17 protein-coding genes are annotated in these 12,798 nt (G+C 72.1%); 6 read left to right on the top strand and 11 right to left on the bottom strand.

The window, feature by feature from the left end:
• Positions 1-256 precede the first annotated feature (256 nt).
• Positions 257-619: a hypothetical protein gene (locus QSK30_RS24215; RefSeq protein WP_285506049.1), complete on the bottom strand. Its 363-nt coding sequence runs from the start codon at positions 617-619 to the stop codon at positions 257-259.
• 13 nt (positions 620-632) lie between these two features.
• Positions 633-932: a hypothetical protein gene (locus tag QSK30_RS24210; protein WP_285506047.1), complete on the bottom strand. Its 300-nt coding sequence runs from the start codon at positions 930-932 to the stop codon at positions 633-635.
• Positions 933-1,149: 217 nt separating this feature from the next.
• Here QSK30_RS24210 and QSK30_RS24205 point away from each other — a divergent pair, with 217 nt between their 5' ends.
• The 3 genes from QSK30_RS24205 to QSK30_RS24195 all read left to right on the top strand — a co-directional run bounded on the left by QSK30_RS24205 (position 1,150) and on the right by QSK30_RS24195 (position 3,866).
• Complete coding sequence (locus QSK30_RS24205; protein ID WP_352231611.1) at positions 1,150-2,520, top strand: helix-turn-helix transcriptional regulator; 1,371 nt, start codon at positions 1,150-1,152, stop codon at positions 2,518-2,520.
• A 35-nt stretch (positions 2,521-2,555) separates the two neighbouring features.
• The gene (locus QSK30_RS24200; RefSeq protein WP_285506044.1) at positions 2,556-3,446 is read left to right on the top strand and encodes a phosphotransferase enzyme family protein; all 891 of its coding nucleotides are present in this window, start codon (positions 2,556-2,558) and stop codon (positions 3,444-3,446) included.
• A 114-nt stretch (positions 3,447-3,560) separates the two neighbouring features.
• Positions 3,561-3,866, top strand: a complete 306-nt coding sequence (locus QSK30_RS24195) for a hypothetical protein (protein ID WP_285506042.1) — start codon at positions 3,561-3,563, stop codon at positions 3,864-3,866.
• Between the two features lie 101 nt (positions 3,867-3,967).
• On the opposite strand, the gene QSK30_RS24190 is transcribed toward QSK30_RS24195, so the two are convergent.
• The 8 genes from QSK30_RS24190 to QSK30_RS24155 all read right to left on the bottom strand — a co-directional run bounded on the left by QSK30_RS24190 (position 3,968) and on the right by QSK30_RS24155 (position 8,258).
• On the bottom strand, positions 3,968-4,414 hold the full coding sequence (locus QSK30_RS24190; RefSeq protein WP_285506041.1) for a hypothetical protein: 447 nt from the start codon (positions 4,412-4,414) through the stop codon (positions 3,968-3,970).
• Positions 4,411-4,545 (bottom strand): hypothetical protein, encoded by a 135-nt coding sequence (locus tag QSK30_RS24185; protein WP_285506040.1) that lies wholly within the window; start codon positions 4,543-4,545, stop codon positions 4,411-4,413. The genes QSK30_RS24190 and QSK30_RS24185 overlap by 4 nt, the downstream gene beginning before the upstream one ends.
• Positions 4,542-4,709, bottom strand: a complete 168-nt coding sequence (locus QSK30_RS24180) for a hypothetical protein (RefSeq protein ID WP_285506038.1) — start codon at positions 4,707-4,709, stop codon at positions 4,542-4,544. Before QSK30_RS24180 ends, QSK30_RS24185 begins: the two co-directional genes overlap by 4 nt.
• Positions 4,710-4,776: 67 nt before the next feature.
• Positions 4,777-5,796 carry a CopD family protein gene (locus QSK30_RS24175; protein ID WP_285506037.1) on the bottom strand — a complete coding sequence of 340 codons (1,020 nt, stop codon included), beginning with the start codon at positions 5,794-5,796 and terminating at the stop codon, positions 4,777-4,779.
• The gene (locus tag QSK30_RS24170) at positions 5,793-6,344 is read right to left on the bottom strand and encodes a copper resistance CopC family protein (protein WP_285506035.1); all 552 of its coding nucleotides are present in this window, start codon (positions 6,342-6,344) and stop codon (positions 5,793-5,795) included. Before QSK30_RS24170 ends, QSK30_RS24175 begins: the two co-directional genes overlap by 4 nt.
• 3 nt (positions 6,345-6,347) lie before the next feature.
• Complete coding sequence (locus tag QSK30_RS24165) at positions 6,348-7,112, bottom strand: YcnI family copper-binding membrane protein (RefSeq protein WP_285506033.1); 765 nt, start codon at positions 7,110-7,112, stop codon at positions 6,348-6,350.
• Positions 7,113-7,180: 68 nt separating this feature from the next.
• Positions 7,181-7,720, bottom strand: coding sequence for a hypothetical protein (locus tag QSK30_RS24160; RefSeq protein WP_285506032.1), 540 nt, complete (start codon positions 7,718-7,720; stop codon positions 7,181-7,183).
• Between the two features lie 79 nt (positions 7,721-7,799).
• Positions 7,800-8,258, bottom strand: coding sequence for a DUF6474 family protein (locus tag QSK30_RS24155; RefSeq protein WP_285506031.1), 459 nt, complete (start codon positions 8,256-8,258; stop codon positions 7,800-7,802).
• Between the two features lie 72 nt (positions 8,259-8,330).
• On the opposite strand from QSK30_RS24155, the gene QSK30_RS24150 reads away from it, so the two are divergent.
• The 3 genes from QSK30_RS24150 (at position 8,331) to QSK30_RS24140 (ending at position 11,771) form a co-directional block, all read left to right on the top strand.
• Positions 8,331-9,983 (top strand): TM0106 family RecB-like putative nuclease, encoded by a 1,653-nt coding sequence (locus QSK30_RS24150; protein ID WP_502871879.1) that lies wholly within the window; start codon positions 8,331-8,333, stop codon positions 9,981-9,983.
• 76 nt (positions 9,984-10,059) lie between these two features.
• Complete coding sequence (locus QSK30_RS24145) at positions 10,060-11,145, top strand: S-(hydroxymethyl)mycothiol dehydrogenase (protein WP_285506028.1); 1,086 nt, start codon at positions 10,060-10,062, stop codon at positions 11,143-11,145.
• Entirely contained in the window at positions 11,145-11,771 is a 627-nt protein-coding gene (locus tag QSK30_RS24140; RefSeq protein ID WP_285506027.1) for an MBL fold metallo-hydrolase, read from the top strand. The genes QSK30_RS24145 and QSK30_RS24140 overlap by 1 nt, the downstream gene beginning before the upstream one ends.
• A gap of 3 nt (positions 11,772-11,774) precedes the next feature.
• On the opposite strand, the gene QSK30_RS24135 is transcribed toward QSK30_RS24140, so the two are convergent.
• Positions 11,775-12,533: an SDR family NAD(P)-dependent oxidoreductase gene (locus tag QSK30_RS24135; protein ID WP_285506026.1), complete on the bottom strand. Its 759-nt coding sequence runs from the start codon at positions 12,531-12,533 to the stop codon at positions 11,775-11,777.
• Between the last annotated feature and the right edge of the window lie 265 nt (positions 12,534-12,798).

Genomic DNA, 12,798 nt, shown 5'->3' with positions numbered 1-12,798 from the left:
CCAGCAGGTCCCCAAACATCCGAACCCACCTCACCCACCCTCAGTGAGTGGTCCCCTCAACGCAACCACCCCCGTGTGGGGGTTCGGGGGCAAAGCCCGCCGACCGGGGCGTGGGGGCTGGGCCCCCACAAGACACAGAGGTCCAGTCCCACCGGCTCACGCTCTCCGTGAGCACACCCCACCCAGGACTGGACCGACCCCGGCCCCACGGGACTCCGCGGCGTCCGGGGGAACGGCGGAGTCCCGTGGGACCCGGTTAGCGCGCGGTCGCGGTCAACCGACGCGGCGGCGTGGCCTTGGCCTTCGCGCCTGCGTCGTTCGCGTGCCGCGCGGTGTGTTGTGGCGCGAGGCCACCCGCGACGAGGTGCTCGTAGGCGGCCCGCCAGACCGAGCACGGCGCCTTCTGCTGGCGCCAGCGGCTGGAGCAGACCGGGCAGTTCCCCCGCTCGTCCGGCTCGTGCGCGGCGAGCATGGCCCGCCAGCCCTCGGTCAGCCGGGGCAGTTCGGATCGGGCTACGGACAGCAGCGACGGGGCGTCCGCGCGGTTGGCCAGTTCGGTGAGCATGTCCAGTCGTTCCCACACGGCGCTGCGCAGGACCTGGCCGAGTATCTCGTCCACCTCAACGTCACCGTCACCTTTCCGCCTGTTCGGCGGCTTCTTGGAGGGCTGTCCGCAACTGGCCGAGTTGCCCGGAGGTCAGGACCGCCGTCTCACCGGGGGGCCCGACCAGGACCACCTTGTTCTTCTCCACGAGCACGGTGAGGCACCGGTCGCGGTTGATCACGTCACCGCAGCTGATCCGCCAGACGCGGCGTTCACCCACTGAGCCGTGCAGGTCACCGTGGAAGGGCGCGTGGCGCTCGCCGCGATCGTCGGCCCGGCGAGCGGGCTGTGCCGCCACCGGGCTGGTGGCCGACCGGAGCAGTTCCACGGTTCTCGGTTTCCCTCCGTGCTCGTACGCTTACAACGAACTACATTGAGGCGTGAGGAACGAGATTGGAGCGTCGCAGCGCCGATCGGCGGTCGTTTCACGGTAAGCGGTCACGGAAGTTCGGCCCGACCGATCAGGTTCGCCGATCCGCTCTTCTCGCCGCCCGTGAAGTGCGCTTACTCTGCGTTTGACGCCCAGCGGACTGTGAGGGGCCGGAATGAACTCGATCGGATCGACGGGTTCTCCCATTACTCCGGACACGTGGGAGGAACCCGAGATGCGGGCCGCGCTCGCCGCGCGGGAGGTCAGTTCCGTGTACCGGCTGCTTCGCCGGACCGGCGTGTCGCAGCGCCAGATCGCGGCGATGACCGGCCAGTCGCAGTCCGAGGTGTCGGAGATCCTCAAGGGTCGTCAGGTGATGGCCTACGACGTGCTCGCCAGGATCGCCGACGGGCTGGGCGTCCCCAGGGGATATATGGGCCTGGCCTACGACGAGGTCACCGCTGTTCGTGTCGCGGTGACGCGCGAGGCCTCACAGCCTGAGGAGAGCGAAGAGGTGAAGCGTCGGGAGTTCCTGGCACACGCGGCCGCCGTCACGGTGGGCGCGAACGTGCTGGGCACCAACTCCGGGTCGTGGGTCGCCAACCCAGTCCAAACCCCCGCACCCGGCCGGATCGGCATGACCGATGTCCGCCAGGTGGAGGCCGCCACCAGGGCACTGCGCTCGCTGGACTACCAGTACGGCGGCGGCTTCTGCCGCGACGCCGTGGTCGCGCAGCTGTCCTGGGGCCAGCAGATGCTGGGGGCGTCCGGCCCCGAGCACGTCAAGCAACGCCTGCACGTGGCCCTGGCCGACCTGCACAACCTGGCCGGGTGGACCTCGTTCGACATCGGACTGACCGACTCCGCCCGCAACCACTTCGGCAAGGCGCTGGAGCTGGCCAAGGCGGGCAAGAGCGAACCACTGGTCGCGAACATCCTCTACCGGATGGGCCGGGTCTACCTGCACAAGGAGTCCCCGGACGACGCGTTGAAGATGTTCCAGCTGGGCCAGATCGCCGCCCAGGAGTCCGGTTCGGAGCTGGCCGTGGCGGTCATCTGCGCGAACCAGGCGTGGGCGTACGCGCTGATGGGCCACAAGGACCAGACGATGAAGCTCATCGGCCGGACCCGCGACGAGTTCGCCCGGGCGGACCACTCCAAGGCCGAGGACTGGGTCAAGTTCTTCAACGAGACCGACGTCTACGCCATGATCGGCACCGTCCACACGGTGCTGGCGCAGACCTCGGACCCCACGCACACCAAGTTCGCCATCCCGGCGCTGGCCAAGGCCATCGACTCCTACGGTGACGAGTTCACCCGCAGCAAGGCGTTCAACCTCAGCGCGCTGGCGACCAACCACATGCTCGAGGGCGACATCGACCACGGCGCCCGGATCGGGCGGGCCGCGGTCGAGCTGGCGGAGAACCTCAAGTCGACCCGGGTCAAGGACCGGCTCAAGCCGCTGCTGACCGAGGCGAACAAGCGGCGCAACAACGCCGACGCGCGTGACCTCGCCGACCAGATAACCAATTTGAGCGTGGCCTGACCGGGATCCCGGCGGCCGAGGCGCAGTGGGCACCGGTGGCCACGGACGGGTTGTTCACCAGGGAGAACCTGCGCGGCGCGCTGGCCGAGATCTGCGCCCTGATCGGCCTGGACCACACCGGCGCGCGGCTGCTGCGGTTCACCAACAACGCCGTCTTCCGACTGGCGAACGAGCCGGTCGTGGTGCGGATCGTGGGGTCGGTGGCGCTGCGCCACCGGGTGCGCAAGGTCGTCCGGGTGGCGCGGTGGTTCGCCGACAACGAGGTCCCCGCGGTGCGCTTGGTGGACGGGTTCGACCAGCCGGTGTTCGTGGGGGAGTACGCGGCGACCGTCTGGGACGCGGTCCCGGACTTCGACCGCGTCCCGCACGCCGCTGACCTGGCCAGACTGCTGCACACGGTGCACTCGCTGCCGCCGCCCACCCTGCCCGCCTGGGACCCGCTCGACGACGTGCGCAGGCGCCTGGGCGAGGCCGAGGGCCTCGACGGCGAGGAGCTGGCGTTCCTGCGCGACCGCTGCGACCAGGTCGGCGAGCGGCTCGACGGGCTGGACTTCGCCCTGCCCAGGGGGTTCGTGCACGGCGACGCCCACCTGGGCAACCTCATCCCGGCCGCGGCGGGCCCGGTGCTGTGCGACTTCGACTCCAGCTGCGTCGGCCCACCCGAGTGGGACCTCACCCCGCTGGCGGTCGGCGTGCGCCGCTTCGGCGAACCGGCCGCCCGCTACCGGGAGCTGGCCGAGGGCTACGGCTTCGACGTCGCCGGGTGGGCGGGCTTCCCGGTGCTGCGCGAGGTCCGCGAGCTGAAGCTGATCACCAGCGTGCTGCCGATCATGAACAGCAGCCCGGAAGTGCGCCCTGAGCTGCTCAGACGCCTCCGGGACTTCCGCACGGGTGACACGTCGGCACGGTGGTCGCGCTACACGTGAACCGGTTTGTTAGGCCGGATGGCGGTATGTAACTGGTAACGGCGTGCGCATTGTGAACGACGCCAGGGGCAGTGCGACAGCACTACCGCGTGTTTACGTCCCATGGGGTGGCCAGTGAGCGGGTTCCTGCGTACCGCGATCCGGGGTAAGCGCACCGAGCGCGCCTTGGCGTCCGCTCGTGTCCTCGACCGAGCTGTGGACAACCAACTCGCCTGCGTCGCGGGCCTGCCCGCCGACGCCCGCGAACGCGCGGCGGATCACTTGGCCGAGCTGGTCCTGCTGGCCCAGGCCTACCGGCACTACGCCAACGGCTGGATCAGCCACCGCGAACTCGACCACCGCGGCAGGCGCGCGACCGCGCGGTTGACCGAACTCCGCGCCGCCCGCCCCACCGCCGCGCACCTCACCGAGCGGGACTGACCACTTGGCGTTGGCCCGTTCGGGCTATCCGCCCTCCGATTTTGGTTGCCCACTCACCAGGTCGAACGCCGAGCGGTCGCCCACCGCGCCGAACGCCCCGGTTAACGCACTTTCAGCCGAAAACCTGTGGATAACTCGGCAGAATTGTCCACAGCTGTGGACAACTCCTTGTGGATCAGCGCCCCGACCACCACCGCGGTTGGACCTGGCGAGGGTGGCAGTGCCTCGGGTGCGACCCCCGGCTGCAGGACCGGTGTCCAGCCGTCGTGGAAGAACGGCAACACCAGCAGCGCGACCAACCCGGCGACCAGGACGGGCAGCCCCTGGGTTGAGCGCCGCCGGGGTGCCGCGTCCATGGCCACCGACCGTTGGGGCGGAATCGTGGGGCAGGCGATCGCGGCGAGACCAACCTCGACGTCGAGTGCGCAGGCGAGGTCGGCGACCAGGGTCGCGTGCGGGTCGGCGCCGGTGATCGCGTGCAGCCCGGTGCCCAGGTCGAGGTGCTCGGCGACGTCGGCGACCAGGCGCTCGTGCGGGTCGCGGGTCATGACTCGTCCCCGAGCAAGCCGGTCAGGGCCCGGCGGGCCTTGTGCAGGTTGGCGCGCACGTTGTCCTCCCGCAGGTCCAGCACCGCAGCGATCTCCTCGGGGTGGTAGCCGTCCGCCGCCCAGGCGATCACCTGGCGCTGCCGGGGCGGGAGCGCGCGGTGCGGACGAGGGCCCGCAACCCGTTCACCCGTGCGCGTTCACGGGCCCGCCGGTCGCGGGCGACCGCCCGCCAGATGATCAGTCCGTGGCTCAGGACCGCTACCACCACGCCGAGCAGCCCGACTGTCTCGTTCACGGTGCACCTCACTGGTCGACAGGACGCTGTCGATCACTAAGAGGCGGCCGGGGGCCGGAGCGTGAACTCAGGAGACCGGGGCCCGGCTCAGGATCACCGCGAAGCCGAAGGCCAGGCCCATGATGCCCAGCTCCATCGTCGCCCAGCCGAGCAGCGCCGTGCGCTGGTGCGCTGCGATCGCGGGCATCAGCCGCCAGCGGATGGTGGCGCCGAGGGCGGCCAGGCCGATCAGGCAAGCCGTCTTCAGCACCAGCAGGACGCCGTAGCTGGTGGTGAACAGCGCCGTCCACAGCGAGTGGGTGGGGTTCACCAGCAGCTCCACCGCACCGTTGAACACCCCGGTCGCGGTGACCACCAGCAGGCAGATCGTGGCGAGCCTGGAGAAGCGCGGCAGGGCCAGGGCCAGCAGGGTCCGGTTGGCCGACAGCAGGACCACCACCGCGCCGAGTCCGCCGGTCCACGCCGCCGCGCTCAGCACGTGCAGTTCCATCGAGATCATCGTGAAGTCGTGCCAGCGCCAGTTGGTCGCGTGGCCGGTGACCGGCAGCGGGAGCAGCGCGAACATCGCGACCGCCGCCCGCAGCTCGGCCGGGACCAACTCGCCGACCCGGACCGACCACAGCGACAGGGCGAAGCTGATCAGGGCGAAGATCGCCACGAACAGCAGGGCCTTGCCCGCGCCGACGGTGTCGACGTACTCCAGCACCGCCGCCGCCGAGACGTTCTGACCCGGCTTCAGCTCCGCGGTCTGCAGGACCAGGGCGACCAGCGCGGCGGTGGCCCAGACCAGGGCGGCCACCATCGCCACCCGGCGGGCGACCGCCAGCACCGGTTCGGCCAGCTTCGGCCGGTCGAAGCCGATGACCAGCGGCAGCAGGCACAGCCCGACGGTGATCACCGCCGACATGTCCAGCAGCACCCGCACCACCGGCAGGCCGACCCGGACCACCGCCCCCGGCTCCGGCAGCCCGGGGACCGGCTCGGTCGCCACGATCGTCAGCCCGATGAGGACGCCGACGACCGAGCAGGCGACGAGCACGGCCACCAGGTGCGGGCGCGCGGTGGCGGTGGTCCGGGTCTGGCTCACGGCGTCGAACCGCCGAGTCGCATGGCCAGCACGATGCCCGCGCCGAGCAGCAGCACGGCGCCGCCGATCCACACCCACACCGGCACGCCGCCGTCGTCCGGCGTCGAGGCCGCGGGGGTGCCCGTGTCCTGCGCGACCTCCTCGGCGGGCGCCGGGGTGCCGTTGCCCGCCTTGGTGAGGGTGAACTTGATCTCGCCGGTCACCGGGTGGCCGTCGGCGGACAGGATCCGGTAGCCGACGCGGTACTCCCCGGCCGGGCCGAGCGGGCGGAGCGGGGCGGAGACGACGTTGCCGCGCACCGCCGCCTTTCCGGCCTGCCACTGGTCCTTGCCCGCCGGACCCACGACCACGAGCGTGTTGAGGTTCTCACCGGCCTGCACCGGCTGGTCGAAGGTCAACTCGATCGTGCCGGGCCCGGTCTCCAGGCTCGCCTTGTCGGCCGGGTTGCTGGAGACCAGTTGGTTGTGCGCCAGCGCCGGACCGGCCAGGCCGACCACGGCGAACAGGGCCACCACCAGCGCGCCGACGGCTCGGCCGAGGGTCCGCATCCGCTACTCGCCCGCCTTCGCCGCGGCCACCGCGCGCCGCGCCCGCAGCGTGGCGCCCGCGCCGAGCCCCAGGCCGAGCGCGCCGACGGCCAAGCCCGCGCCGCCGAGCCAGCGGGCGGTGTTGTCCGCGCCCGAGGAGGCCGCCGCGGCCTCCTTGTGCGTGTCGGTGGCGTTGGCGGCGGGCGCGACCGCGTCGTGCGAGTCGCCCGCGTCCGCCTTGGTCAGCTTGATCACCGGTGCCGGGTGCTCCGGCTCCTCGGCGCCCGCGGCGGGCGGCGGGGCGTCCCAGGCCACGACCTTGCCGCTGTCGTAGGTCTGGGTGGTGGGCAGCACGAGCTGCTCGGTGTTGGTCGGCAGCGCGCCGCCGGAGACCTCGAACTCGGCGAACTCGCCGGGGCCGATCCGGGTGCCCGGGGCGGCGGTCCAGGTGACCGTGCTGACCGCCTCGGTGATCTCGGTGCCGTGCGAGGTGATCGGCTTGTCCAGCTTGGCCTTGACGATCGCCGCGGTCCAGCCCGCCAGCGGCTTGGTGCGCAGCGAGGCCAACGGGTACTCGGCCGGGAACTTGACCTCGAGCTTGACGGTGCCCGCGCTCGCGTCCTCGTTCGGCACCCGGAAGGTGATCTTGGTGTATCCGCCCTGGGCGGCGGTCTCGCCGATGACCTTGGCGGTGACGTGCGCGGAGGCGACGCCGGTGCCGAACAACACGGCGGTGCCCGCGACGGCGAGCAGGACGCCCGCGCGCGCGACGAAACGATGAGTCGACATGGGGATGGTTCTCCTGATGTGCACGAGAGGGCGGGCCCAGTGTCGGACCCGTTCGGGGGTGTCGGGGATCAGGAGGGGAGCGGGGGGCCGCGGCGGCCGCAGACCACGCGGAGGACCACGGTGAGCAGATGCCCGGGCGCGACGGCGATGGGCGCGGTCGTGGCCGCGGGCGCGGGCGCGATCGGCGGCGCGGTGATCGCGATGGCCCGCACCAGCCCCGCCAGCGCGGCAGCGATTGCGGTCAACGCCTGGGACGCGCCGGTGAGCAAGACCGCGCTGAGCACGGTGGCGACCACGTGCGTGGTCACCATCAGGGAGTCGCTGACGCCCGCGGCGTGCAGGTGCCCCGCGTGCGGGTCGGTGATATCGGTGAGCAACACGTGCAGGCTCAGCTGGCTGACACCCAGCAGCGCCAGCGTCGCGACCAGGCCGCCGCGGCGGTCGGCCAGCGCTGTGCCCGCCCAGGCCACCAGCGCGGTGAGCGCCAGGGTGACCGCGGTGTCCGGCACGCCACCACCGGCCATGCCGTGCGCGGCGACGGCCAACGTCGAGGTCGACAGCCCCAAGAGGACGCCGCGCAGCGCGCGGAAAGCGCGAGGCGGTGTCACTCGACCGGGGGGCACAACCCCATAGCGTATTCGGCGGTGTCCAGTGGCCTGTACCACCCCGCCGCCAAGTCCCACCTGATCAGACGCCGAGGGCGTGCAGCAACCGCTCCTCGATGGCGTCCAGCTCGGTGCCCACCGCCCGGTGCGCGGCCCGCCTGCGCGGCGTCGGCATCCGCTCGGCGGCCCGCACGGCGGCGGCCAGCTGCCGGAGCTTGCCCTCGGCCTCGTCGGCGAACGCCACGTCCTCGGGCTTGGCGTCGCGCTTGGTGCGCAGCTCGGTCAGCCCGCTCGCCGCGCCCGCGATCCGCGCGTGCAGCGACCCGCCGCGACCGCTGTACTGGCCGAGGTCGTCGACCGCGACGCCCAGCCGCCGCGCCTTCCGCCGGTCCCAGCGGTCGCGCACCGCCGCGGCGGTCTTGACCACGTACGGGGTGACGACCGGCAGCACGACGGGTCCGAGCACCTTCGCCACCGCGATCGCGTTCTTGGCCTTGCCCGGGGTGACCCGCGGCGAGCCCGCTGCCTTCTTCCGCGCCATGGGGAGAACCTACTGGCGGTGATCCGGCTGGGCACGCCGGCCGTCTCGGGTTCGTCGCCCACCGCAACTAAGCTGCGGTGTGTGACTACAACGGTGCTCCTCGACGCCGGCGTGGTGAGCCGCTGCAGGCGTCGTGTGCACCTGGAGCACGACCCGGCCATGCGCGATGCCCCCCGCGGTGCCCCCGACCCCACCGCTGAGCTGCGCAAAGCCGACGCCACCGCGCACCGGCGGGCGGTCGCCGACCAGCTCGCCGCGCGGTTCGGCGACCGTTGGCACGAGATCCCGACCGGGCCCGAGCTGCGCGCCGCCGAGCGCGAGGCCGCCACGGTCGAGGCGCTGCGCGCGGGCCGCGACTTCATCTGGGCCCCGCAGCTCCCGCGCGACCAGGCCACCAGCAGGCGCGGCGCGATCGACCTGCTGGTGCGCACCGCCGGTGGGTACGTGCCGGTCCTGGTGGTCCGGCACAAGACCATCGATCCCGGTTCCGGCGCGCGCACGTCCGTGCTCACCGACCTCGCCGAGGTGGGTGGCAGTCCCGATCCCAAGCACAAGGTCCGCCCGCAGCCGCGCGACCAGCTGCGCCTCGCGCACACCCGCAGGCTCCTGCAGGCCGGTGGCTTCGCCGACGAGCGGCACGCGCTCGCGGGCGTCGTGGGCCTCGAGGGCGACATCGTCGTCTGGCACGACCTGGAGGCGCCCACCTGGCCGGGTGGGCGCACCGCGCTGGCCGAGTACGACTCCCGGTTCGCAGACCGGGTGGCGGTCGCGACCGCGGCGGCGACCGGCGCGCACCCGCTGGCCGAGCCGTCGCGGATCGTGGAGTGCCGCAGCTGCCCGTGGTGGCAGGTGTGCGAGGCGGCCCTGCTGGACGCGCGCGACGTCAGCCTGGTCGTGCGCGGCGAGGACGCCGGGATGCTGCGGGCCGCCGGGGTCACCACCGTCGACGAGCTCGCCCTGGTCGACCCGGGCGACCGCGACCTGCCGCCGCTGGTGGGCATGCCGCTCGACGACGCGGTCGGCCTGGCCCGGGCGTGGCTGGCCGACCTCACCGTGGTGCGGCGCACCGTCTCGGTCGGGGTGCCGCGCGCCGACGTCGAGGTCGACGTGGACATGGAGAGCTTCGGCGACGCGGGCGCGTACCTGTGGGGCGCGCTGCTCAGCGGGGCCGACGTCGGCGAACCGCACGGCTACCGCGCGTTCGTCAGCTGGGAGCCGCTGCCCACCGACGACGAGGCCCGCTCGTTCGCCGAGTTCTGGCAGTGGCTCAGCGGGATCCGGCGCGCCGCCGCCGAGCGCGGGCTGACCTTCCGCGCCTACTGCTACAACGAGCTCGCCGAGAACCGCTGGCTGCTGGCCTCGGTGAAGCGGTTCGGCCAGTACCCCGGCATGCCCTCGCGGCGCGAGGTGCTCAACTTCATCGAGTCCGACCAGTGGTTCGACCTGTTCGGCAGCGTCCGCGAGTACTTCCTGTGCTCGCACGGCAAGGGGCTCAAGACGATCGCCCCGGTCGCCGGGTTCAAGTGGCGCGACCCCGAGGCGGGCGGCGAGAACTCGATGCGTTGGTACCGCGACGCGGTCGGGTTGGACGGTGGCGTGCCCGAACTGCCGCAGCGCAAGCGGTTGCTGGAGTACAACGAGGACGACGTGCGGGCCACGTTCGCGCTGCGCGCCTGGATGACCTCGCCCGCGGTCATGGAGATCCCGTACGTGGGGGACATCTAGCCCCGGGGCATCTGGCGCGCAGGCGGATGGGGCCTCGAATACCGTTGGCACCGAGCCGACTCGATGAGGAGCATGCATGCCGCAGCAGGTACGGGGCGTCGTCGCCCGCGCCAAGGGACAACCGGTCAGCGTCGAGACGATCGTGGTGCCCGACCCCGGGCCGGGTGAGGCCGTGGTCCGCGTGCAGTCGTGCGGGGTCTGCCACACCGACCTGCACTACCGCGAGGGCGGGATCAACGACGAGTTCCCGTTCCTGCTCGGGCACGAGGCGGCCGGGATCGTGGAGACCGTGGGCGAGGGCGTCACCGACGTCGCGCCCGGCGACTTCGTGATCCTCAACTGGCGCGCGGTGTGCGGGAAGTGCCGCGCCTGCGTCAAGGGCAAGCCGTGGTACTGCTTCAACACCCACAACGCCGCCCAGCCGATGACGCTGGCCGACGGCACGCCGCTCTCGCCCGCGCTGGGCATCGGGGCCTTCGCGGAGAAGACGCTCGTCCACAGTGGACAGTGCACGAAGGTCGACCCGACGGCGTCCCCGGCCGCGGTCGGGCTGCTCGGCTGCGGTGTGATGGCGGGTATCGGCGCGGCGATCAACACCGGCGGCGTCGGCCGCGGCGACAGCGTCGCGGTGATCGGCTGCGGCGGGGTGGGCGACGCGGCGATCGCGGGCGCGCGGCTGGCGGGGGCGACCACGATCATCGGCGTGGACGTCGACGACCGGAAACTGGAGTGGGCCAAGGGGATCGGCGCCACGCACACCGTCAACGCCAAGTCCGGTGACCCGGTGGCGGCCATCCAGGAGCTCACCGGCGGCTTCGGCGCGGACGTGGTGATCGACGCGGTAGGGCGCCCGGAGACCTGGAAGCAGGCGTTCTACGCGCGCGACCTGGCGGGCACCGTGGTGCTGGTCGGCGTGCCGACGCCGGAGCTGGCGGTCGAGCTGCCGCTGATCGACTTCTTCTCCCGCGGCGGCGCGCTCAAGTCCAGTTGGTACGGCGACTGCCTGCCCTCGCGCGACTTCCCGTACCTGGTCGACCTCTACCAGCAGGGCCGCCTGGACCTCGACGCGTTCGTCTCCGAGACGATCGACCTCGACGGCGTGGAGCAGGCGTTCGAGCGCATGCACCGCGGCGACGTCCTGCGCTCGGTGGTGGTGCTCTGATGTCGCACCGCGTCGAGCACGTGGTCACCTCCGGCACGTTCAGCCTCGACGGCGGCACGTGGGAGGTCGACAACAACGTGTGGCTGGTCGGCGACGACTCCGAGGTGGTGATCATCGACGCGGCGCACGACCCGGACGAGATCCTCGCCGCCGTCGACGACCGGCGGGTGGTGGCGATCATCTGCACGCACGCCCACGACGACCACATCAACGCCGCCCAGGACCTCGCCGAGGCGACCGACGCCCTCGTCCACCTGCACCCCGCCGACGAGGAGCTGTGGCGCCGCGTCTACCCCGACGCCGACTACGAGCCGCTGCACGACGGCCAGCAGTTCGAGGTCGGCGGTGTCTTCCTCGAGGTCATGCACACGCCGGGCCACGCGCCGGGCGCGGTGTGCGTCTACGCGCCGCAGCTGGGCGTGGTGTTCAGCGGCGACACCCTGTTCGAGGGCGGGCCGGGCGCGACCGGGCGCTCGTTCAGCGACTTCCCGACGATCATCGACTCGATCTCCGAGCGGCTGCTGGCGCTGCCGGGGGAGACGATCGTGCACACCGGCCACGGTCACTCGACCACGATCGCGGCCGAGTCACCGCACCTGCAGGAGTGGATCGACCGGGGGCACTAGGGGCTAGCGGGGGGCCATCCGCAGGGATCCGTCCAGGCGGATGACCTCGCCGTTGAGGTAGTCCTGATCGATGATCGACAGGGCCAGCCCGGCGTACTCCTCGGGCTTGCCCAGGCGCTTGGGGAACGGCACCCCCTCGGCCAGGGCCGCGCGGAACTCCTCGCTGACCGTGGCCAGCATCGGGGTGTCGATGATGCCGGGGGCGATCGTCACCACCCGGATCCCGGAACTGGCCAGGTCCCGCGCGGCGGGCAGGGTCAGCCCGACGACCCCACCCTTGGACGCGGCGTACGCGGCCTGCCCGATCTGCCCGTCGAACGCGGCGATCGAGGCGGTATTGATCACCACGCCGCGCTGCCCGTGCTCGAGCGCCTCGGTCCGCGCGATCGCGGCGGCGGCGAGGGTGACGACGTTGAAGGTGCCGATCAGGTTGACCTCGATGACCTTCCGGAACAACCCGAGGTCGTGCGGCCCCTTCTTCGACAGGATCCGCGCCGACGGCCCGATCCCCGCGCAGTTCACCACGATCCGCAACGGCGCCGCGGCCCCCGACGCCTCGGCCACGGACGCCTGGACCTGCTCGGGGTCGGTCACATCGGTGGCCAGGTAGGTGACCCCAGCCACCTCGGGCGCGTTCGCCACGGCGGCGGGCAGATCGAAGGCGAACACCGACGCGCCCTTGGCCGCGAGCGCCTGCGCGGTCGCCCCACCGAGCCCGGAGGCACCCCCGGTGACGATGGCCGCGGTCCCGTCGATCTGCATGTGCGTTCCCTTCGCCCTGTACCTGTGTCGCGGGTGAGGTTAACGCTCGTTCAACCCCGCCCCCACTCCGATGTGTTGGACTTCGCTCCCTGTCGGGGGAGGCACGTGGGTGACCGAGGTGGTCGATGGGCGCCGGTTGTCTCTTATGGCGTCGGGGTGGTGGAGGTCGGTGGGCATCGCGGTGATCGGTGGGACGCCGCCCTGCTCGCGCACGGAACGGGTGTGCTGACCATCTTGGCGGTGGTTCGCCTATGGGTGATCTGCT

This window comes from Actinokineospora sp. NBRC 105648 (genome assembly GCF_030269645.1).
GTDB lineage: Bacteria > Actinomycetota > Actinomycetes > Mycobacteriales > Pseudonocardiaceae > Actinokineospora.
The sequence above is the reverse complement of the archived record's forward strand: the minus strand, read 5'-3'. Positions and strand labels throughout refer to the sequence as shown.